This window comes from Arenibacter certesii DSM 19833 (assembly GCF_000429545.1).
GTDB classification, from domain to species: domain Bacteria; phylum Bacteroidota; class Bacteroidia; order Flavobacteriales; family Flavobacteriaceae; genus Arenibacter; species Arenibacter certesii.
In genome coordinates, this window is sequence record NZ_KE386916.1 from 47,536 (window position 1) to 71,699 (window position 24,164).

General features: G+C 35.7%; 13 protein-coding genes. 12 read left to right on the top strand and 1 reads right to left on the bottom strand.

What is annotated here, in order from left to right; genetic code table 11:
• The first annotated feature begins 32 nt into the window (after positions 1–32).
• The 4 genes from G466_RS0121045 (at position 33) to G466_RS0121060 (ending at position 8,866) form a co-directional block, all read left to right on the top strand.
• Positions 33–1,085 (top strand): FecR family protein, encoded by a 1,053-nt coding sequence (locus G466_RS0121045; RefSeq protein ID WP_026815388.1) that lies wholly within the window; start codon positions 33–35, stop codon positions 1,083–1,085.
• Between the two features lie 18 nt (positions 1,086–1,103).
• Complete coding sequence (locus G466_RS0121050; protein WP_026815389.1) at positions 1,104–4,499, top strand: SusC/RagA family TonB-linked outer membrane protein; 3,396 nt, start codon at positions 1,104–1,106, stop codon at positions 4,497–4,499.
• A gap of 26 nt (positions 4,500–4,525) precedes the next feature.
• The gene (locus G466_RS0121055) at positions 4,526–6,070 is read left to right on the top strand and encodes a SusD/RagB family nutrient-binding outer membrane lipoprotein (protein ID WP_026815390.1); all 1,545 of its coding nucleotides are present in this window, start codon (positions 4,526–4,528) and stop codon (positions 6,068–6,070) included.
• 240 nt (positions 6,071–6,310) lie between these two features.
• Positions 6,311–8,866: a phosphocholine-specific phospholipase C gene (locus G466_RS0121060; protein WP_034236348.1), complete on the top strand. Its 2,556-nt coding sequence runs from the start codon at positions 6,311–6,313 to the stop codon at positions 8,864–8,866.
• A gap of 520 nt (positions 8,867–9,386) precedes the next feature.
• Here the strand turns inward: G466_RS0121060 and G466_RS0121065 are convergent.
• Complete coding sequence (locus G466_RS0121065; RefSeq protein ID WP_026815392.1) at positions 9,387–9,971, bottom strand: RNA polymerase sigma factor; 585 nt, start codon at positions 9,969–9,971, stop codon at positions 9,387–9,389.
• 116 nt (positions 9,972–10,087) lie between these two features.
• Here G466_RS0121065 and G466_RS0121070 point away from each other — a divergent pair, with 116 nt between their 5' ends.
• The 8 genes from G466_RS0121070 to G466_RS0121115 all read left to right on the top strand — a co-directional run.
• A complete protein-coding gene (locus G466_RS0121070; RefSeq protein ID WP_034236349.1) occupies positions 10,088–11,248 on the top strand; it encodes a FecR family protein in 1,161 nt (386 codons plus the stop codon).
• 260 nt (positions 11,249–11,508) lie between these two features.
• Positions 11,509–15,003, top strand: a complete 3,495-nt coding sequence (locus tag G466_RS0121080; RefSeq protein ID WP_026815394.1) for a SusC/RagA family TonB-linked outer membrane protein — start codon at positions 11,509–11,511, stop codon at positions 15,001–15,003.
• Positions 15,004–15,012: 9 nt separating this feature from the next.
• On the top strand, positions 15,013–16,449 hold the full coding sequence (locus G466_RS0121085; RefSeq protein ID WP_026815395.1) for a SusD/RagB family nutrient-binding outer membrane lipoprotein: 1,437 nt from the start codon (positions 15,013–15,015) through the stop codon (positions 16,447–16,449).
• Positions 16,450–16,535: 86 nt separating this feature from the next.
• Positions 16,536–17,657, top strand: a complete 1,122-nt coding sequence (locus G466_RS0121090) for a LamG domain-containing protein (protein WP_026815396.1) — start codon at positions 16,536–16,538, stop codon at positions 17,655–17,657.
• A 221-nt stretch (positions 17,658–17,878) separates the two neighbouring features.
• Positions 17,879–20,107 carry a DUF7133 domain-containing protein gene (locus G466_RS0121100; protein ID WP_026815397.1) on the top strand — a complete coding sequence of 743 codons (2,229 nt, stop codon included), beginning with the start codon at positions 17,879–17,881 and terminating at the stop codon, positions 20,105–20,107.
• A 502-nt stretch (positions 20,108–20,609) separates the two neighbouring features.
• Positions 20,610–21,935: a glycoside hydrolase family 71/99-like protein gene (locus G466_RS22975; RefSeq protein WP_051315825.1), complete on the top strand. Its 1,326-nt coding sequence runs from the start codon at positions 20,610–20,612 to the stop codon at positions 21,933–21,935.
• 499 nt (positions 21,936–22,434) lie between these two features.
• Positions 22,435–23,712, top strand: coding sequence for a cellulase-like family protein (locus tag G466_RS0121110; RefSeq protein ID WP_026815398.1), 1,278 nt, complete (start codon positions 22,435–22,437; stop codon positions 23,710–23,712).
• Between the two features lie 21 nt (positions 23,713–23,733).
• Positions 23,734–24,164 (top strand): c-type cytochrome domain-containing protein (locus tag G466_RS0121115; RefSeq protein ID WP_026815399.1); only part of this gene is annotated, 431 nt, incomplete at its 3' end.

Consider the following 24,164-nt stretch of genomic DNA (forward strand, 5'->3'; position numbering starts at 1 on the left):
GGAATGTCTATATAGTAGAAAACCTGACGAATTTGAAAAAATCAAAACATAATATAGAATTTTTCTTAGAAAATCCCGATTTTGTTTTATGGGTCAAAAATCCTAAAGGTAACCGTAATGTTTTTTGGAAGACATGGTTGGAGAATCATCCACATGATAGGGAGACCATACATAATACGATTATATTCCTTAATCGGATAAACTTTGCAACTTCTGAAGTATCTCAAATAAGAAAGGAGAAAATCTTGGGGAATATTTTAAAGAATTCTCCGAACAGTTTAAACCATCACAAACGTAATTTTATTGAAAAGGCAAATTGGCTTCAACCTTTAATTTTACGCACTGCAGCAGTTGTCCTTTTATTCTTAGGTGTTTCATTATTCTTCCTTAATAACTTTCATGATGCTGGCTCTATAATATCGGAACCAACTATTACAAAATCTTCAGGTAATGGGGAAAAGGTAACATTTTTCTTGCCGGATAGTACAAAAGTGATATTAAACTCCAAAAGTACTTTAAAATACCCAGCTCATTTTAGCCAAAATACTAGAGAGGTAACTTTATTAGGTGAAGCATATTTCGATGTTCAATTCGATAGTATTAAACAATTCTTGGTTAAATCAGGCAATATTACAACCAAAGTTCATGGAACCTCATTTAGTATTAATTCTTATGGAGGCGAAGAACCGATTAGTGTTGCTTTAGAACGCGGATTGGTTTCTGTACACTCTCAGATAGCTAATTTAAACACCACTAAATTCGATATCTCACCTGGTGAAAAAATAATTATTGACCAAGATTTTGATAAATCTATTATATCCACATTTGATTATGAATCTGAATTTGGATGGAAAGATGGAGTTTTAATATTTAACAATTCAGATTTAGATTCCTTTATTTTCTTAATGGAAAGGTGGTATGGAATTAATATAAATGTAATTGGTAAGACTGATGAGAATTGGGCTATTAATGGCCGATTTAAATATGAAAGTTTTGAAAGTGTTTTTAAAAGTCTTGAGTTTTCCAGAGGAATAAAATATAAAATTGAAGATAATCAAGTATCAATCTATATTAATAATAACTAAATAACCAAAACAAGAATTATGAAACAAAACGATTGGAAATTTCCGTTTCTGTGCTTTAAGCGGAATTTATTTTTAATTATGGTTTTAGGGCAACTTGCTAATCTATATGCCAACAAGGAGAATGAGAAATTAATCAATACTGATTTAGATAAAGGACTAATTAGTATTGATGAGAAAAATAGTCCATTAATAAAGGTATTTAAAACCATAGAATCTAAAACTGATTTTAGCTTTTTCTATGATAAAAAGGTTGTCAATGAGAGTAAATTAATAACCATTAAGAAAAAAAATGCATCGTTAGAACATATTTTAGATCATATCTCAGTTCAAACTGGACTAAGTTTTAAAATCATTAATGATGTAATCAGTGTAAATCTAAGTCTTCCAATAAATGAAGATCAATCAACTATACAACAACCTAAGAAGGTATTCGGTAAGGTTATATCCCAAAGTGACGGGGAGCCACTCCCAGGGGTTACAATTCAGCTAAAAGGAGTTGCAGTGGGAACAACTTCAGATTTTGATGGAAATTACGACCTGAATGTACCTAATCAGCAAGCGGTTCTTGTTTTTAGTTATCTAGGATTCAAAACACATGAAGAAGTTGTTGGTGATAGATTACAAATTAATGTTAGTTTGGAAGAGGATACCCAACAATTAGAGGAGGTTGTAGTTACAGCTCTAGGAATTAAACGAGAGGAGAAATCATTGGGGTACGCAGTACAAAAAGTTTCTGGTGAAAATTTACAGGCAGTAAAGGGGGTTGATGTCGCTACGTCTATGACCGGTAAGGTAGCAGGACTTTGGATTCAGAATAGTACAGAGTTTAATAAGGCACCGGATATTCGTTTGCGAGGCGGTTCCTCTAATCCCTTATTGGTGATAGACGGGATACCTTATGGTAATATGAGTCTTAATGAAGTGGCTTCGGATGATATTGCAAGTATGGACGTTTTAAAAGGAGCCACGGCTTCTGCCCTTTATGGAGCAAGGGGAAGTGGAGGTGCGATTATTATTTCAACCATAAGTGGGGGTGATGGATTGAGCATTAACAGTAACAGTATGTTTTTTGCAGGATATTTGGCTTTACCTAAAGTACAATCTTCCTATAGTGCTGGCTTAGGTGGGACTTATAGTGCTACTGATTATGTTTGGGGACAAAAGTTAGATGTTGGCAATATGGCCGAACAGTGGAACCCAGAAACCAAACAATTAGAAAATATGCCATTAACTTCTAGAGGTAAAAATAATTTTAATGACTTTTTAGAGCCAGGGTTCATCAATAATAATAATATTAGTTTTTCGCGATCAGGAGATCTTGGCTATATCAGGACTTCACTAACACATATTTATAATGAAGGCCAATATCCAAATCTTAAGCTCAATAAACTAAATGCGAATGTATCGGGTAAACTAAAATTGGGAGATAATTTTGAGCTGCAGAGTAGTTTGGGTTATAATAGGAGTACAAGTCCACAAACAACAGGATCGGGCTATGGAGATCAGGGGTATATGTATCAGATATTATTGTGGACTGGTCCAGAATACGATCTTTCCAAGTATAGGGACTACTGGATACGACCCAATATTGAGCAAAATTGGCATTACAAAGCATGGTATGACAACCCATATTTTATAGCTTATGAAAAGTTGCGTGGTGAGGAAACAAATATGGTTAATGTAAATCTTACCCCTGAATTAAAGCTTTTTGATGGAGCCAAACTTACAGGTAGAATTGGATATGATTTTTATTCCAATGAATATACCAGAAGGAATCCACCTTCTGTAAATTCTACTAGGTTATGGGATTCTAAAGGTTTGTATAATCAAGATGAAAGACGGGGGTATAGTTTAAATACTGATCTGCTATTTAATTATGGAAAAAGAAATCTTGGTATTGAAGGGTTCGATTTAGACCTTACCTTAGGAGGCTCTATGTACCAGTATGAAGAGCAAAGTCTCTTTGCCTCAACAAGAAATGGAATTATAGTACCAGGAATTTATTCCCTAAATAATTCTGTGGAACGTCCAGATGTAGCCACATTTAGGAGGAAAAAACAAGTAAACAGTGTCTTGGGCTTGCTTTCTCTTGGTTATGCCAATAGTATATTTGTAGACGTAACTGGTAGAAACGATTGGAGTTCTACTTTACCCTCAACCTCCCGCTCATATTTTTACCCATCTGTTGCTAGTAGTGTTTTATTGAGCGAATTTATTGGGAAAACAGATTGGCTGGATTTGTGGAAAGTAAGAGGCTCATGGACAGTATCTAAACAGGATCTGGGAGTATATGATACCAATGTCAATTATAATGTTAATCAAGGCGCATGGGAGGATTATAATACTGCTACTTACCCTACCACGATAAAAGGTATTGATGTAGATCCTGAGACCAGTAGAACATGGGAGATTGGGACTGCTGCCTATCTATTAAAGAATAGAGTTATGTTAGATGTAGCCTATTATAATATCTATAATTATAATAGACAAATATCTTCACCAATACCTTCATCTTCTGGATTTACGTCTACTTTAATTAACACGGACGAAACCCGGGAACGGAAAGGTGTGGAAGTTACATTGAATGCTGGAATTATTAAAAACGATGATTTTACGTGGGATGCCTCAGTTAACTGGTCTAAAACACATTCTTATTACAAGGATTTGGACCCTATTTACTCTCCAGATAATCTTTGGGTGAAACCTGGTGGAAGGGTTGATAATTATACTATAACCGATTGGCAGCGCGATCCCCAAGGGAATGTAATACACAATAGTGGTGGAAGACCTATACGAGGAGATTATTCTTCATTCTTTGATTATAGTGATCCTGATTTTATTTGGGGTTTCACTAATACTTTCACCTACAAGAACTTTGATTTTCATCTAAGTTTTGACGGTAGAGTTGGTGGAGTGTTGTATAATTATACGGCCTACAAAATGTGGGATACGGGATCGCATCCCGATAGTGACAATGAATGGAGATATGATGAGGTTGTAAATGGAAATATTTCTTACATAGGAGATGGAGTCCAGGTAGTGTCCGGAGAAGCGACCTATGACCAATATGGACAAATTACCTCGGATAACCGAGTGTATGCTCCAAACAACACTCCTATTTCATATGAAACCTACGCTAGAAGGTTTGCTGATGGTAAGTTTGGAGCTACCGATCCCACCTTTGTCAAATTGAGAGAGGTTGCTATTGGTTATACGTTCCCAAAAGACTTCAGCAATAAAATTGGAATGAACCGTGCTACAGTTTCGTTAACCGCACAGAATGTATTTTTATGGACAAAGGAATTTAAGTTTGCTGATCCAGATTTTAACTCAGACAGTCAACTTTCATCCCCTTCACAGCGATTTGTGGGCTTAAATGTTAAATTACATACTGCCGCTAAGAACCAAAAATAAAAATATAGGTATAAAACAATAAAAAGATGAAAAATAATATAAAAAAACAGGTGGCAATTTTTTGCTTTCTATTAGTTGGATTTAGCTGTTCGGACTTAGACGAGGTAAATATTAATCCGGATGGAATTACCACAGCAACTTCTCAAATGCTTGCTTCACAACTTATACTGAATATTTTAAAGGATGATGTAAACAACACCAAAGGATTTATGCAGCATTTTATGTTGGATAAGTATATTCTTTGGAGCGAATTGCCAGAAGGGAGTCAGTATAATGACTTAGGTCGTTCAAATTTCGATAGAATGACACGGCTGATAGATGTAGAAAAGATGATTAATCTTTCAGAGGAACTTAATGAGGGAGAAAGAAATTCTTATAAAGGACTTGGACATTTTATGAGGGCCTATATCTTTTTTGGTCGTACAATGCAAGTGGGGGATATTCCATATTCAGACGCGTTGAAAGGTGAAAGTGATGGTAATATTAAGCCTAAGTATGATACCCAAAAAGAAGTTTTCCTAGGAATTCTTGATGAGCTGGATAAAGCAGATACCTTTTTCGCCCAAGGAAGTTCTTTTGACGGGGATATTGTATATGGAGGAGATCCGGGTAAATGGCGAAAAATGGTCAATTCATTTGCTTTAAATGTATTGATAAACCTATCAAAAAAGACAGCAGATCCAGACCTACAGGTGATACCGCGTTTTACCAACATAGTAAACACCCGTCCAATATTTGAAAGTAACGCTGATAATTTTAGTTTAACTTACTCTAATAAGGATGGACAAATGTATCCTTTCTTCAAACAAGGTAATCAGTTTATTATATATCCTATGGTATCCGATATTCTAATCGACAAATTAAAGGAGTTAGAAGATTATCGCTTATTTCATTATGCAGCACCCTCTACTATAAAATTGGAAAATGGTTTAACCTCATCGGATTTTGACGCATATCTTGGGGTGGATCCCGCCATTGAATATTCTGAGTTGAGCGCTATTGCATCCTCCGCCGATTACTCTGATATTAATGATCGATATAAAGAGATCCCGGAAGGTGAGCCCGTATTTTTATTGAGCTTTGCACAAATAGAGTTTATTTTAGCTGAGGCATCTGTGCGTGGTTGGATTCCTAATAATGGCGAAGCTCACTATAGGAACGGAATAAAAGCAGCTATGTATTATGTAGCAGACAATACTCCTGATAATCCTAACTTTCACCATGGTAGGATAATGGACGATGCTTATATAAATAATTATCCAGAAAGTCCAGAGGTGAAATTTAGCACTTCTATGGAAGATCAATTGGAGCAAATTATCACACAAAAGTTTATTAGCACTTATTTGCAATCCCCATTGAGTTCTTTTTTTGAGAATAGAAGAACGGGATATCCAGCATTCCCAATTAACGAAGAGACAAATGAGAATGTTCCATCTGACAAATTGCCTATACGTTGGATGTATCCTTCGGATGAAGTGGATTACAACAAGGAAAACCTAGACGAGGCAGTTAGTAGGCAATATGGAGGTAATGATAATAATAATGGAGTAATGTGGATCTTACAAGACTAAATTGTATATAGTCTAGTCTTCCTAAACGAAATTATTAATTCTTATAAGCTTTCTTTAATGCTTATAAAGTTTTAAATGGTTTGAATTAATAAAGGTGGGAGCAATAAGTTGACCACCTTTATTAATTTGTAGTTTCACTAAATTTTCGAAGAAAATTAACCGTAATAGGATACGGTATCCTTAAGGTAAGAGTTTATTTATGTCATATTTTTTTAATAAAAGATAAATACAAGATTTATTATGGATAATAGAAGAGATTTCTTAAAAAAGGCTGGAATGTTAACTGGCGGTCTTGGCCTATTAACAACATTTCCGCCTTCCATACAAAGGGCATTAGCAATAGACCCTGAAAAGGGAAGTACTTTTTACGATGCCGAACATGTTGTTTTGTTGATGCAAGAAAATCGATCTTTTGATCACTGTTTTGGGACTTTGCAAGGAGTAAGGGGATTTAATGATCCACGAGCCATTGATTTGCCCAATAAAATACCTGTTTGGTTACAAAGTAATAAAAAGGGAGAAACTTTTGTTCCCTTCCGGTTGAATATAAAGGATACTAAAGCGACTTGGATGGGAAGTTTGCCTCATTCTTGGGAAGATCAAGTTGATGCAAGAAATGATGGGAAATACGATCAATGGCTTGAGGCTAAAAAACCAGGGAATAAGGATTATCAACATATGCCATTAACAATGGGTTACTATAACAGGGAAGATATTCCCTTTTATTATAGTATGGCAGATGCGTTCACGGTGTTTGATCAACATTTTTGTTCCTCGCTCACAGGGACCACGGCAAATAGGCATTTTTTTTGGAGTGGCAAAATTAGAGAAACGCCAACCTCAAAATCCTGTGTCCGTAATTCGGATGTTTACTATCACAAAGAGGCAAGTTGGAAAACCTTTCCAGAGCGGTTAGAAGAACATGGGATTTCCTGGCAAGTATATCAAAATGAACTTAGTCTGCAAACAGAATTAACAGGGGAGGATGAGGCCCTGCTTTCTAATTTTACTAATAATAATCTGGAGTGGTTCTCCCAATATAATGTTCGATATAGTGAGGGACACCAAAACTTTTTAAAAAAGCGACATGTTGAGCTTCCGTCTGAAATTGAGGAATTGGAAGTTTCCATAAAACAACAACCAGCTAATCAAGTGCAGAAATTACGTAACACCTTGGAGCATAAAAAGAGTCAGCTCAAAAAAATAAAGGAGGAGTTACATAGGTGGAGTCCAGAAAATTTCAACAAACTCTCAGAATATGAGAAGAATTTACATAGAAAGGGACTTGCCACTAATACAGGAGATCCTCATTACCATGAAACAGAAACCTTAAACTATGAGGAGAATGGAGTAGAAAGAACTGTAAAGGTGCCTAAAGGAGATATATTACATCAATTTAGGGAAGATGTAAAAAACGACCGTTTGCCAGCGGTATCCTGGGTGGTAGCTCCCAAAAACTTCTCAGATCATCCTAGTGCCCCTTGGTATGGGGCATGGTACGTTTCAGAAGTCCTGGATATTCTCACCAAAAATCCCGAAATATGGAAAAAGACCATTTTTATTTTAACCTACGACGAGAACGATGGCTATTTTGATCATGTCCCTCCCTTTGTTGCTCCAAATCCAAAAGAAAAAAATGCAGTTTCTAAAGGAATTGATACTTCAGAAGAGTATGTTACTTTAGAAGAAGAACTTGCCAAAGAAGGTCTTAACCCTAAAAATGCAAGGGAAAGTCCAGTGGGGTTGGGCTATAGAGTCCCCATGATAATTGCCTCGCCATGGAGCAAAGGAGGGTGGGTAAATTCTGAAATTTGTGATATTTCCTCTACTTTAATGTTTTTAGAAAAATTCTTAAGTAATAAAACGAATATAAAAGTTGAAGAGCCCAATATTAGTTCATGGCGAAGAACGATTTGTGGGGATCTTACCTCAAGTTTTAGGAAGTTTGATGGGGAGAAAACTAATTTACCTGAATTTTTAGAGCGAAACACCTTTATGCAGCAGGTGTATAATGCAAGTTTTAGGGATGTCCCTTCTAACTTCAAGGCACTGTCTTCACATGAGATAGAGCAAGCCGCTAAAGACAACTATGATTTGCCGTTTATGCCAAAACAAGAGCAGGGTGTACGGGATTCTTCTGCGCTTAGCTATGAACTCTATACAGACGGAGGTTTAGACCGTGATAAATCGGCATTCGCTATAACCTTTAAAGCTTCAGATGATATTTTTGGGAAAAGGGCCCTCAGTGCACCATTTAATGTATATGCACCAGGGAATTACCTACAAGAAAATGCTTCTGGAAAATTTGAAATGAGGGCTGTAAAAACGTGGCCTTTTGCCGTAAAGGCAGGTGATACTCTTACGTCAACTTGGCCTCTAGATAATTTTGAGAATAAGGAGTATCATTTAAGAGTGTATGGCCCAAATGGTTTTTATAGGGAATTTTCAGGAAATGATGAGGACCCTCATATTATCACTCGATGTGGCTACCAGAAAAAAAGGGGGTTTTTAAATAAGCTATCTGGAAATATAAGATTGGATATTACCAATACGTCCAAAAGTAATTCTTTTAAGATAACCATTGAAGATAACGCTTATGGCAATCCAAAACAGAGTTTTCGAATACGTAAAAACGATAATAAAGTCATAATTATACCAGCTATAGATAGCTATGGTTGGTATGACTTCTCCATTCATATTAAAGGGTTTTCTACATATTCAAGAAGATACGCTGGAAGAATTGAAACGGGAAAACATTCTAAAAGTGATCCATTTATGGGAGGAGAGAAAATATAGACTGATAATAATATGGTAATGTAAATTATCAAGTAATTCCTCTCAAATTGAGTATTTGGCTTTCCAAAGAACGTTTGTAGACATAATTTGATTATTATTCATTATTAAGTCCAAATACATGATTTAGAAGCAAAACCCCGATTACATTTAATCATTAAATAAATCGGGGTTTTATTCTTATTTCTAAATTCAAAGAAAGAAGTTAGTGTTCTGGTTTTATATTCCGCCCAATATATGGTAGTTAGATGATATTAATTACTGATTTATAGGATCTAACAGTGCACATCAACTTTTCAAAATACTTTCAATTAGTAGTTCCAGAAACGACCATTAATCTCGTATTAGAATTACGGATCGGAAAGTAGTAAAAGATCTTGATCCTGAATTTGATGCATTATTTTAAAATGAAAAATACTTGGAAAAGGAGCTGAGAGAATGGGGGAGGGTTAGGGATATTGTTTATCTATTGAATTAGGCGGCTTCCTACGGCAATAATAGGTGTTGCTGTAAGAACCTGATTTTAGTTTTTTGGAGACATCGCTATAAATGCATATAGTACCATCTTGTATTTTTCTCCCAATCTATTTTTTAGAATTCTAAAAGCTTTTGTGATTTGAGCTTCTACAGCTTTAACTGTTATATTCAAGTGTTCCGAAATTTCACGATTTGTAAGACCTTCTTTTTTACTCATAATAAATATTTCTTTACACTTTGGGGGTAGGCTGTTAATTTCGGTGTTCATTACCTTAATCATTCGCGCTAAATCATTTTCATGTGATTCCTCCACTACCTCTTTCAAGGCCTCAACATATTTGTTGTATAAAATCATTGACGATTTCTGTTGTTGGTAATGATTCACAAAAGCATTGTACACAGATTTGAATAGAAAATTTTGGATGGATAAATCTGGATTTAATGTTTTTCGAGATCTCCAAGTATTTAAAAAAACATTTTGAACAATGTCCTTTGCAGAGTGGGGATCACCAGACAATGTTAGTGCATAGGCATAGAGTCTTCTTTGGTAAGTGTCCAACAAAACTATATACGCCTTTTCATTTCCATGAATAAGTTGTTCTGTTAATTCATCATTGCTATATGTTTTCATGTCACCTTTGTAGATTAATCATCTAAATCTATAAATAATATGGATATAAAAAAAATATTCATAAAATAGTAGGGTATTGCAAATCTGTTCTGTATTACTATAAAGAACAACAAAAAATGATTCCTGAGGAAATTGAACGTCTTATTATAAAATTCCTTTCTAATTCGACAACCAATGAAGAATTGGTTAAGCTGAATTCTTGGATTCAGGATACAGATAATGAGGAAGTTTTTAAAGAATATGTGAAAACTCATTTCGCAACTACCTTGGCAATGAACAACCCCGACCTAGAGGAGGTGAGAACAAATTTGCTAAAGGAGATAAGATGTGAAACAAATAAAAAGAGAGGCAGATTTAAAACCGTTTTTAAGTATGCTGCGATGGCTGTTTTATTCCTAAGCCTCGGATACTTTTTGGATAATGAATTGACCGATAGAGATGCCAATCAACCTATCGCCCCTAAAATTGATGCTATAACCTTACAACTTGGGAATGGAGAGATTAAAGTAATCTCAGGAGAAGAGACAGCAGACGTATTGAGCGAAGAAGGTAATGTTATAGGAGTGCAAAAGGGTCAGAAATTGGTTTATGAAGAACATGGATCCCAAGAGGAAGGAAGTTATAATACCCTACGGATACCCAAGGGTAAACAGTTTAATATTGAATTGTCAGACGGCACAGTAGTATACTTAAATGCTGAGAGTTCCTTAAAATTTCCTACTACATTTTTAGCTGGAGAAGAGCGGAAGGTCTTTTTAACCGGAGAGGCCTTTATGGAGGTGGCTCATGATTCTAACATACCTTTTATAGTTAATACGGGGCAATTAGATGTAAAGGTCTATGGTACTAGTTTTAATATTGCCAATTACCCAGAGGACGAATCAACCGAAGTAGTTCTTGTAGAAGGCTCGGTGAGCTTAAAGAATGCAGTAAATTCAAGGAATTATAAAGATGAAGTATTTCTAGAACCTGGGTTTAAAGGAAGTTTTAATAAAGAGGTGGGATCTGTCGAAAAAGAGAAAGTAAACACCTCCCAGTATACCTCGTGGAAAAGTGGAAATTTAGTGTTTAGAGAAATTTCATTTGAAAAAATCATTCAAAAGCTAGAGCGGAGTTACAATGTGGTAATTATTAATAATAATAAAGCTCTGGCCAAAGAAACCTTTAATGCCACAATTGAAACACAATATGAGACCATTGAGCAGGTCCTTAATTATTTTAATAAAGTGTATGAGATAGATTATATTATAGTTGAAAATAAAATCGTCATAAAATAAAAATAAGCCTATGATACAAACTATTTAAAATAACCCATTCACATATTGCTATATGTGTATGTAAGAGATATCATGGAAATAAAACGGGAAATGCTGCAACATTCCCCGAATTAAAAACGTGATTACATAAATATAACCACCTTCAAACATTCAAAATTATGAAAAAACCACCTAAATCAAGGGAAGTTTCACCTTGGTGCTTAAAATTTAATTTAAAAATGAAGTTATCACTTCTTTTTTTGTTGACTGTTTCATTTGTCATGCAGGCAAATTCGACCTATTCCCAAAAAACCAAAATATCATTGGAATTGGGAAATACAACCGTTGAGACTGTGTTAAATGAGATTGAGTCCAAGACCGAATTCAAGTTTATTTTCAATACCAAAACGGTAGATTTAAATCGTAGGGTTTCCATAAAAGTAAAGAAGGCATCGGTAGAGAAAATATTGGATATTCTTTTTAAAGAGATGAATGTTTCTTATATACTCGAAGATCGAAAAATTTTGCTAAAGAAAATTGGAATTAATGAAGCGATTGAAGTTACGCCCTCCGCGTCCACTCCAACTAGTAAGCAATTTCAAGTATCAGGGACCATAATTGATTCTGAAGGCTCGAAATTGCCTGGGGCTAGCATTGTTGAAAAAGGAACAACTAATGGAACCCAATCAGATTTTGATGGCAACTTCATCATTGATTTAACCAATGACAATGCTGTTTTAATTATTTCTTATATTGGTTTTACCACCAAGGAAATTCCTGTTAACGGGCAAACCAATCTAACTATTTCTTTGGAGGAAAGTGCTGCTCAGTTAGACGAAATTGTTGTTACCGCATTAGGAATAAAAAGAGATAAAAAAGCGCTTGGGTATTCGGTTTCCTCTGTGAGTTCAGAAGAGATAATAGAATCTGGACAGGCTAATGTTATTAATGCTTTACAAGGAAAAGTGGCTGGATTAAATATAACTAAAGGTTCAGGATTATCAGATGCATCATCTAGTATAGTACTGCGTGGGAACAACTCAATAAATGGAAACAATGCGGCTTTAATTGTAGTTGATGGAGTAATTTACAATAACTCAACATTCGGAAACAATACTGTTGACAGAGGACAAGGAATTTCGGATCTTAATACTGATGATATAGAGAGTGTTACAGTGTTAAAAGGAGCAAATGCCTCTGCATTATATGGTGGTGATGGTGCAAATGGGGTTTTAGTTATAACAACTAAAAAACAATTAAAGAATAAAGGGGTTGGTGTAACTGTAAATTCAGGGGTAGTATTTACCGAAGTTGCGACTTTACCAAATTTACAAAATATTTATGGCCAAGGGAAAGGTGAAGTTGGCGAATTTCAAGGAATGGGAGCAGATGGTTTTCCTTTAATAGGAGGAGGTACAAATGATGAAACATGGGGTCCGAAAATGGAAGGACAACCAGTCAGAATTAATTGGTTAAGAGATCAACCATTAGTCCCATATTCTCCTCAACCTAATAATATTAGGGACTTATTTGATACAGGTGTGACCTTTAAAAATACAGTATCAATTTCACAAGCCACAGAGAAAAGCACGTATTATGGATCTTTAGTGCATAATAAGGCTGATGAGTATATACCAACAGCTATGACTCAAAAAACAGGTATTTCCCTAAGAGTTAACCATCAGTTAACTAGTAAATTATCTGTTGATGCTATTTTCAACTATATTTCATCTAAAGGACATAATCGACCTGAAAACAATTTCAGTAGTTCGGCTAATTTTGCTACTCACCCTAGAAGTTTAAGACTTGGAGATTTACGTCCGGGGAGATATCCCGAATCCGGAATAGATTGGGGAAGACCAGATTGGCAAGATGGCCAACCAATATTATGGACAACAACAGAAAACATTGATCAATATTACTGGGGATTATATGTTGATAGTAATGATGATAGTAGAAAAAGAAGTATAGGCAACTTTAAGTTAAATTACGAATTTAATAACTGGCTTTCTTTAATGTTAAGACATAGTTTTGACGAAACACATTATAGTAATTGGGAAATCACTCAACCAAAATCAAGACCAATTCCTAATGGTCGTTATAGTAAACAAGATGCATTTCAGAGAAATTATTCCACAGATTTTTTATTTATGGCGGATAAAAACTTCTTTGATAATCGCTTAAATTTAAATGGAACTGTTGGAGGAATTCAAAATGGGTTTGAGGGGAAATTTGCAGATTTTGTTGGAAACAGTTTTGTTTTTGAAGATGTGTATACCCCTAATAACACACTTTCTAAATCGTATAATTATAATGAAAGTAGGGCGGTAACAAACTCTCTTTACGGAACGTTGCAGTTAGGGTACGATAGTTTATTCTTTTTAGATTTTACTGGAAGGAATGATTGGAGTTCCAAACTTAACACTGAGAATAATAGTTACTTTTATTCATCAATTACTAGCAGTTTAATTTTTTCTGAAGTTTTTAAACTTGATAAAAGACTTATTAATTTCGGTAAAATCCGATTTTCTTATGCTGAAGTTGGAAATGCTGTAAGTGCTTCAATTAATAGAAACTATAGTTTTGGAAATAGTACCAAAGGAGCAAGTTTTGTTTCTAATCCTCAAACATTGCCTTTTTTAAATTTAAAGCCAGAAAGAACAAATTCAACTGAAATAGGGTTGGATTTAAATATGTTGAATAATCGTATTCAACTAGACGCTACGTATTATAGAACTAATTCATTTAATCAAATTATTCCTGGCCAGCCACTTGCTATTTCTTCAGGTTATACCTCAAAAACTATTAATGGTGGAAGTGTTGAAAATAAAGGACTAGAGCTTAGTATGACAGCTTATCCAATAAGGAATAAAGATTTTACATGGGAGACCAATGTAGTGTACGCTAAAAACAAATCGAAGGTTATTGATTTAGGCGGTTTGGATAGTCCAATAATTTTAGGAGGTACTAATGCAGTCCAAATTGCAGTTGTGCCTGGAGAGTCCTTCAGGAGTATAATGGGAGAGGGGTTCTTGAGAAATGATCAAGGATTAGTAATTATTAAACCTGATGGTTCGGACCGCGGAGTCCCTTTACAAACTAATGAGTATATAAATCTTGGTAAAGTTGAACCTGATTGGACAGGCGGAATAAGAAATACATTTATATATAAAAACGTATCTCTTGGTTTTCAAATTGATGGCTCCTTTGGTGGGAATATATTTGCTGAAACTAACATGGCTTATGATGAGCAAGGTGTTTCTGTTTCTTCTTTAAATGGTCGTGAAGGTTGGATAGCATCAGAAAATGCACGGAAAGAAGCTGGGATCAGTTCCAGTGATTGGAAAAACACTGGAGGAGTAGATTTGTGGATTGGAAAAAGCGTAATATTTGACCCTAATTTGGTTAATGAAGAGGGCGTACAGATTGGAGGAGTATTAAATGAGGGAACAAATGCCATTTATGCAGATCCACGTACATATTGGGATCGTTTTCGGAATGATAGGGCGGAAGGAAATATTGAAGATGCATCTTTCGTAAAACTTAGAGAGGTTAATCTTGCCTATAGACTTCCAAAAAGACTTTTGGACAAGAGTCCTTTTAGTAATGTAAGATTCTCGGTAATTGGTCAGAACCTATGGTTGTTATATAGAGAAACTGAACATTTTGATCCGGATGCTTATCGAACCGGTGTTGGTACTGGAAGTTTAGGATATAACGATTATACAGCCCCCGCAACTCGTTCGGTTAGTTTTAATGTATTACTAAATTTCTAAATTTTGATTATGAAAAATATAAAATTATTTGTCGGACTGTTATTGATTGTAATTGTAGGCTGTACAAACGATAGTATGGAAGAAGTTAATAAGGATTACAATGCGTTGAGCGAAGTAAATCCTATATTTCTGATTAATGGAACATTAGCTACTTTGGTAGCTGAGGATTTTCAGATTGAAGATTGGGGGCATCACGTTGCATACAAAAATTTTAATCCAGGATTATATGAGAATTTTGATGCAACAACTCCTTGGAATGAAATTTATCTTGCAAATAAAAATTTACTTGAAGTTATAAAAAGTACTTCAAAAAAGGAGACGCTGAGCGATAGAACTGCCCATGCGATGGCATTGGTAATTCGATCGACATTATTTATAACGCTTACAGATGCCTATGGAGATGTGCCATATTCGGAAGCAGGATTTGAAGATGAAAATGGAATTATCGAAACGCCAATTTATGACAAGCAAAAAGACATCTATTTGGATTGTTTTGAAAAGCTTACTGAAGCTTTAGAATTAATTGGCGAAAGCGATAAAATTTTATTAGGGGAGGCGGACTATATTTACAAAGAAGATTTACAGAAATGGAAGGTATTTGCCAACACAGTTCGGTTACGTATGGCTCTGCGAATTTCAAATGTTGATAGTGGCCTGTCAGAGAAGTGGTTTGATGAAGTAGCTAAATTTCCAATAATTAATTCACATGAACAGTCTGCTAAATTTGAACGTTTCGATGAAGCAGGGTATAGAAACCCTTTATGGACCTCCACCGTTCATACATTTTTCATGTCAAAATTAATGGTTGACTTCTTAAAGGATACTAACGATCCTCGATTAGCATTATTCGCTAAACCTAATGCTAATAATGAGTATGTTGGGCTAGAGAATGGTCGCGACTTCGTGGATATTGCGTTATATTCAAGAATGGGTGACGAATTAAGTCGGGCTGATCGAGCTACACCAATTCTACTATACGATGAGGTTTGTTTTATTAAAGCTGAAATGTATTTACGTGGGTTAGGAGGGGTTCAGGATCAAAATTTAGCAAACGAGTGGTATCAGAAGGGTATTCGTGCATCCATGGAAAATTATAATATTGAGGAATTCACCATTTCAAACTACCTTTTAAATAATCCTTTCGCAACTTTAAACGGAAACGAAGAGGACATGAAAGAACAAATTGGTGTTCAAAAATGGTTGGCAAACATTCAAAATGGTTATGAAAGTTATGCAGATATGAGGCGTTCAGGTTATCCAATAATTGCTGATCGGATAAATAATAGTACTCCTGAGGTATCATTAGGTGAAACTAAGGGAAAGTTGCCAAGACGTTTGAAATATCCTGATAATGAAATGTTTTATAATTCTGTTAATTATAATAAAGCAAGAGAAGCAACAGATGGTAATAGTTTCTTGGCTCGGATGTGGTGGGATGTAAAATAACCTAATATTATTCATCATCTGAAGACGGAATAAATATAAATGAAACATATAAAAGTATCAAAATGAAAAGTATAAAATTATTGAGAATGTTATTAGTCGTTCCACTTATCTTCATTAATTGTAACGATAAGGATAGGTATGACGTAATTATTGATAATAGGATCAATGAGATAGGGGAAGTTGTTATCATCTCAAAAAATCCCAACACTAAACAAGATTATACTAGTGAAGAATTAAGTTTATTAGATTATAATCCACAAGAAGAGGAGTGGTACTATAGAAACCAACCATTAGAAATTTCTATTTGGACAGAAACGAAACCTTTAAAGATTGAAATTAAACGTAATGGTGAGCAATCAGTGGTTCAAACGATTGATGAATTTTCTGAAAATAATAATGGTTATTCATTCAACTGGATATCCACTATTGAAGACTTGGATATTGATGAGGGAAGTTTAACAGTTTTCAATGTCGTTGTTATTTATGATGATGCCGGGGTTGATGGATTTGATTATAATTCGGCCCAGGCCATTCCTTATACAATTTATCATAAAACAGCAGCATCAGTAGTGCCTTTGGTTTCTTTACAACGTGGTCTTACTGATATAACCCCATTAAATATTGAAAGCAATGTTTCTGGTTCCGGTGTTGAGAACGGAATCGGGGCTTATGTAGTGTTAGATGGAATAGATGATTTAGTTACTATTACTGATGTTTTAGACTTTGTTAATAATAGTGATTTTTCTGTATCATTATGGGTAAATACAACTACTTTGGGCGATGATCCATCTATAATCGGTAATAAAGATTGGAGTGGTGGAGGAAACAAAGGCTTTATACTAGCACACCGCGGATCAAAAGATATAAAGCTAGTGGGAGGAGATGGAGTTGGAGGTAGGTTAGATCTTAAAGGTAGTCCTATAAATGATGGTAATTGGCATCATATAGCAATGACTTTTGACAAGGATGGAGTAATGTCGTTGTACTTGGATGGAGAATTGGCTGTTTTTAATGATACTCCTGCTGCTGGGGATATATCTACATTTAGTGATATGGACAGCGGGTTGCCTATACGTATTGGTCAGGATGGAACAGGAGCATATGGTCAATTTTTCGAAGGTAAAGTAGGTGGTGTAGTTATTATCGACTATGTGCTTAGTAGTGATGAAGTCAATGAATTATATTCGGGTCTTTTAAGTGAAGATTAGTGTTATATTAGGTATTAGTCACTTATTCCATATAGATTTTAAATTTTGCAACCAATTATCTTTTTTTTTTAAAGAATAAATTGGTTGCAAAATAATCATTATAGGTATCAATTTTATAAAGGGCTAAAGAGATCAAATTTAGCATAGTGTAAAATGTTATTATGCAGTATTATCTGATTGTATCCTAACATTTCAATTATTTTTTAAGGATTAAAATCAACATGAAATACCAATATTTATTTTTATCAATATTCCTCCTATTTATTGGCAATGGCTGCAAGGAGAAAACCTTCAAAGATAAAATATATGAAAAGCCGGAAATAGTAAGAGAAGCACCATCCGACTTTTTAACGCCAGAAGAAAGCATGGAAACTTTTTATCTTCCAGAGGGGTATAGAGTAGAATTGGTGGCTAGTGAACCAATGATTAACGAACCGGTAGACATTGCATGGGATGGTAATGGGAGAATGTATGTAGCCCAAATGGAGACCTACATGCAGAACGTAGATGGTGATGGCACCGATGAGCCCACGAGTAAGATTATGTTATTGGAAGACACCAATGGGGACGGTAAAATGGATAAAAGTTCAGTATTTATAGATAGTCTTCTTTTGCCAAGGATGTTATTGCCCTTAGATGATCGACTTGTAATAAATGAAACCTACTCTTATAATCTAGTGAGTTATAGGGATACGGACAATGATGGCGTGGCAGATGAAAAGCTGCCTATTTTTACACATCCAGATAGGCGGGGCGGCAACTTGGAACATCAGCAGAGCGGTTTAGTTTGGAATTTGGATAATTGGGTATATATGACCTATAATCCTGTTCGATTTAGATTTAAGCATGATGCTGTTATAGTGGATACATTAGCAAATATGCCTAGTGGACAGTGGGGCTTAACGCAGGATGATATGGGCCATATGTATTATTCTTCTGCAGGAGGTGAAAATCCAGCCTACGGTTTCCAACAACCTGCAACCTATGGTGCTGCTGATCCAAAAGGTCGGTTATCGGACGGTTTTATTGAACCTTGGCCAATAGTGGGCACGCCGGACGTACAAGGAGGGGCAGAAAAAAGATTGAGAGAGGATGGTACGCTAAATCATTTTACGGGAGTGGCCGGTCAAGAAATATATAGGGGACATCGATTACCGCCTTCAGTATACGGGGATCTTTTTATCCCAGAGCCGGTAGGTCGACTAATCCGTAGGGCAAAAGTAAGGAATGAAGATGGAAAAAAGGTTTTGTACAATGCCTATGATCAGACCGAATTTATGGCATCCACCGATTTGAACTTTAGGCCCGTACAAGCTAAAACGGGTCCCGATGGAGCGTTATATATAGTGGACATGTACCGGGGAATTATTCAAGAAAGTGCCTGGACGGCCGAAGGAAGTTTTATAAGACCTGTTATAATGAGAAAGGGATTGGATAAGAATATAGGTAGAGGAAGAATCTATCGTATCGTTCACGACCAGATAAAGCCTGATGGTAAACCCAACTTACTGAATAAATCAGCCAAAGAATTGTTGGATTATCTAGGACACCCTAATGGATGGTATCGTAATACGGCACAAAAACTGATTGTCCTCAAAGGAGATATGTCTGTTATTCCCAAACTTAAAAAAATGGCAACTGATAATGAATCCTTTTGGGCGAAAACTTTTGGAGATAAGGACCTTGGCTTGGAAAGAGTACATGCTTTATGGACTTTAGAGGGGCTTGGAGTGATAGACAAGGATTTAATTAAGAGCAAATATAATGACAAGGACCCCCGTGTGAGTATCACAGCCATTAGGTTGTCTGATGAATTGTTGAAAAATGGGGAGAACGATCTATTGCCATTGTTAGCGAATCTTCAATTTGATTCAGACATAAATGTAGTGAATCAGCTAGCCCTTAGCCTAAGGTTTAGCCTGAGTCCAAAAGCAGCTGAAATTTTAACTTCTATTTCAGAAAGATATGTAGATAATGAAATTATCGTAAGATCTGTATTTGATAGCTTTCAGGAGAATGATACTGACCTAAAGAAACTAAAAGACCTAGTTGCCAAGGAACCCAACTCTGTCAAAAAAAGAATTATAAAGGGCTATAATAATTATAAGCAGAGCTGTGTTACCTGCCATGGCTCAGATCTAAAAGGTGTGGTAAATGAAGATAAATCATTGATTGCACCTCCTCTTATAGGATCAGAAACTGTAAAAGGTGATAAGGATGTAGTGGTGAAAATCCTTTTAAACGGCCTAACAGGACCTATTAAAGGCAAAGAATATGGGGTGATGTTACCCATGGCAAGTAACGATGACGAATGGATCGCAGATGTTATCAGTTATATACGTATTATCAATGATGAGAAGAGTATGGTTGATAAACAAGATGTTAGCAGAATAAGGGAAGAAACAAAAGACAAAAAAGGATATTGGACGTTGGAAGAACTTATGCAATGATAGTTTAGGTGCAGTTTTGTGAATTTAATGCATTTTTTGGTATCTAGATTATGGTTCCAAATGTAGTCATGAAAGTATTTATGTTACCTTCTGACAACTAGGATAACATAAATATGAAATTGATTAATTATACGTAAAAGCCAAATAAGAATTTTGCAGACAGTGGTGCAGTAAATAAGGTAATAATGGAAAGGCAGAAATTTACAGAGTAAACAAGCGTCGATGGGGTAAAAAACTTACATACAATGATTTAAATGTTTGTAAACCTATAAAGGTTAAAAGATCTAAAAGGAAGAAAGACGTGGATGAAAATATGAAGGCGCTGTATATCCTGAAATTTCATCAGATTAAATAAATTGATTTAAAACTAGACACCTTGTTTTAAGGCTTTCAGCTTAATTGAACGCATTGGAAGTAATATATATTTATGCATCAGCTGTTGAGATAAACCTTTAAGGCCCGCAGTCATTCAATATTTAATTCAGTCTTAATTTTACAAATAATGATAATAAAATATTTTAAATTACTAATTATAGTCCTTTCTCCAATAATGATTACGGTATCTTCTTGTAAAGATAACCGTACGGTAGATGATTCGGTTAATCAAACCGAAACTCAAGACACTGTCTATGATGAGACGGGATTGAAATATACATCCTATAAAGGTCTTGTAATGGCAGGATATCAAGGTTGGTTTTCCGCCGTGGGGGATAATTCCGATAGGGGTTGGTACCATTATAAGAATGATTGTGGCTTTCACCCAGAATGCTCCACAATAGATATGTGGCCAGATATGACTGAGTATGCCAAACAGTATGTTACTCCCTTTAAATATCCAGATGGATCCGCTGCCCATTTATACAGTGCATATGATGAGGAAACCATAGACCTCCATTTTAAGTGGATGAAGGAATACGGTATAGATGGCGTCCATATACAGCGATTTGTAGCCGAAATAAAACCCTCTAATCCAAAAGGCAAGAGACACTTTAATAAGGTTTTAGAGAATGCACTCAAAGCCGCCAAAAAGTACGGAAGAGCAATTAGTGTAATGTACGATCTAAGCGGTAGTTCTCCAGCAGATCTAGATTATTTAGTCCAGGATTGGAAGGAACTACAAGGGATGTTCCAGTTGTTTGATAATGCGGAAAACCCCACCTATTTAAGACATAATGGCAAACCATTAGTATCGGTTTGGGGTGTTGGATTTAATGACGGGCGTAAATATAGTATAAGAGAGGTAGACAAGCTGGTAACAGAATTAAAAGGACCAAAGAATGAGGTGTCTATAATGGTGGGTGTTCCTTATTACTGGCGAACTTTAAATCAGGATACGGAAAGCAATCCTGCACTTCATGAGCTGATTAAAAAAGTAGATATTATTATGCCATGGGCTGTAGGTCGGTACAATATTGATAATTATAATCCAAATGTTGCTAAAAAAGATATGGAATGGGCAGATGCTAATGGTGTAGATTATGTGCCTTTGGTTTTTCCAGGTTTTACCTGGGGCAATTTAACGAAGGATCCTACTAAATACAACTCCATTCCTAGGATGGGAGGTGATTTCATCTGGAAACAGATTGTTGGGGCCAAGGCGAGTGGTGCAAAAAGCCTTTATGTGGCCATGTTTGATGAAATAGATGAGGGAACTGCTATTTATAAGGTGAAGCGTGAAAATGAGGTGCCGTTAAACGGCAAAAATGGATACAAGTTTGTTGGAATTGAAAACAATCTTGAATCCGATTATTACCTATGGTTGACTGGTGAAGCTGCTAACTGGTTTCATGGGGAAAGGGGTTATGGAGCGGTGAAGCCGACTAGATAATTTAAAGAAAGTTAGTTGGTTAATAAGTAGATTTACTTTGCTTGATACCAGCGCTAAGTGGGAATATTATTGTATTAGATGATATCGAATTTAACATTAAAAAATGATATAAGGATTAACGAAAATTATAATTCAAAATTTGGTGTATTACTATTTACGTCTGGGCCTCTGAATTAAGTGCTCTTTTACGTAACTATTACAAGTTATAGAAATTTGGATATAACTATAGTTAACTGTATTTTAGTTGGTTATGATAGTGGTAGTTATAATGGATAATGATGTATACTACCAATTAAGGTTTTTTATAATGGGTTTTCATTAAAACATAATCTTAGTTGGCTATCATCAAACTTAAACAAACCGGATACGTCTGGATAGGACTGTTTATTTGTTTGTTTTTAAGTCGGTTTATGTTTTTGATTAATATCTAATTGTATTTTTTTTAAAAAAGCAGATCAAGCTTGTTTAGATTTTTACGAGAAAATAATTTCTTATTACAATGGGAAGACGAAAATTTATAAAGAATACCACCCTTGGCCTGTCATCCCTCGGTCTAATAAACTCTGGAATGGCCTTAGGATGGAATTCGTTTTCCTCCACAAATAGTGATCCTGTCTTGCCAATATCAAAGGTGAAAAAGCCATTGGCCATTGCCATGTGGGACTTTAGCTGGATTCTAAGACATCATAGGTATGGTGAATTTGAGAACTGGGAACAGGTAATTGGCGAGCTTGCTGAACGTGGTTACAATGCCATTCGGATAGATACAATGCCTCATTTTGTTGTTTCTACCAAAGAAGGAAAAATAATTAATGAATTTAGGAGTGTTAAGGAAGATTGGAAACCAAGTTTATGGGGAAATGATTATACGATGAGTTTTCGTCCGCGTGAAGCTCTATTAGAATTCCTACCATTATGTAAGAAATATGGAATAAAGGTTGGACTGTCTACCTGGTTTGCACCCCATAATACAGGTCGCACAGATATTTTCAATGAACAAGGAGGGTTATTGCGTGCGTGGAGTGAAACATTATATTTTTTAAGAGATAATAATTTGCTAGACAATGTTATTTATGTTGATCTTTTAAACGAATATCCCGTTAACCATGGATATGACTGGTTAAAAAAGGAACTAAACAAGCGGTCGGATATCAAGCAGTTTAAAATTGATAATCCCGAAGCCCATATGCCAGACTTGGATGCCTCCAAAGGGAATGCCCTGCAAGTTGCTTTCCACAACCAGTTCATGAAAGATACCATTAGGGCATTAAAGGAGAGATTTCCTGAATTGGAGTTCTTTACATCCTATGATTCTGGTGTGCCCCTTGAAGACATTGATCTAAGTGAGCAGGCAGCCTTAGACTATCATGTTTGGTTTCATCATACAGGGAAAATTCTGAATATAGACAAAATTGGGAGTAGGGATCAATCGCAGAATTTGGGTGTTTTAAATAAAGACTTGTATTCTTATTGGACAGAAAACAAGTTTCAATTAGTTAATTGGATTGGGGATCGAATAGATCATATTGCATTAAAAGCTTCTCAGAACAACTTGGTGTGTGGCAATACCGAAGGATGGGGTCCAATTGGATGGTATGATCATCCTGAATTGGACTGGCGCTGGACAAAAGAATCAGCAGATATTTGTATTGATTTGGCTCGTAAACACGATAATTACAAGTTTATATGCACCTCTAACTTTACCCATCCCCAATTTAAAGGAATGTGGGAAGATGTGAATTGGCACAGGCAAATAACGGACAGAATTAAAAAGTAAAAAGAGAAAAAAAATAATAAAATGAAACAGAAAATATTGATCATATCTATCCTTGTGGTACTTTTAGGGGTGTTGTACGCCTTTACCAGTGGCGCCTTCCATGTTTCCAAAGATGATTATTCATCCCTGAAGCTCCCTGAGGTTGTAGATTACAACTTCCATATTAAACCTATCCTCTCCGATAACTGCTATACTTGCCATGGCCCTGACGCGAACAAGCGCCAAGGTTTTCGCCTAGACCTGGAAGAGACCGCATTCTCCGAGCTTTCTGAGAGCCCTGGCGAATTCCCCATCGTATCCAAAGATCCCAAGAAGAGCAAGGTATACCAAGCCATCGTTTCAGACGATCCGGATATGCAAATGCCACCTCCTAACTCCAATCTATCGCTCAACTCCTACGAAAAGAAGCTGATCAAGAAATGGATAGAGCAGGGTGCCAAATTTGAGAAGCA

Coding starts and splice junctions, on each gene's coding strand:
- G466_RS0121060 (WP_034236348.1), top strand. CDS start 6,311: ATGGATAATAGAAGAGATTTCTTAAAAAAGGCTGGAATGTTAACTGGC.
- G466_RS0121090 (WP_026815396.1), top strand. CDS start 16,536: ATGTTATTAGTCGTTCCACTTATCTTCATTAATTGTAACGATAAGGAT.
- G466_RS0121070 (WP_034236349.1), top strand. CDS start 10,088: ATGATTCCTGAGGAAATTGAACGTCTTATTATAAAATTCCTTTCTAAT.
- G466_RS0121050 (WP_026815389.1), top strand. CDS start 1,104: ATGAAACAAAACGATTGGAAATTTCCGTTTCTGTGCTTTAAGCGGAAT.
- G466_RS0121065 (WP_026815392.1), bottom strand. CDS start 9,971: ATGAAAACATATAGCAATGATGAATTAACAGAACAACTTATTCATGGA.
- G466_RS0121085 (WP_026815395.1), top strand. CDS start 15,013: ATGAAAAATATAAAATTATTTGTCGGACTGTTATTGATTGTAATTGTA.
- G466_RS0121110 (WP_026815398.1), top strand. CDS start 22,435: ATGGGAAGACGAAAATTTATAAAGAATACCACCCTTGGCCTGTCATCC.
- G466_RS0121055 (WP_026815390.1), top strand. CDS start 4,526: ATGAAAAATAATATAAAAAAACAGGTGGCAATTTTTTGCTTTCTATTA.
- G466_RS0121080 (WP_026815394.1), top strand. CDS start 11,509: ATGCAGGCAAATTCGACCTATTCCCAAAAAACCAAAATATCATTGGAA.
- G466_RS22975 (WP_051315825.1), top strand. CDS start 20,610: ATGATAATAAAATATTTTAAATTACTAATTATAGTCCTTTCTCCAATA.
- G466_RS0121100 (WP_026815397.1), top strand. CDS start 17,879: ATGAAATACCAATATTTATTTTTATCAATATTCCTCCTATTTATTGGC.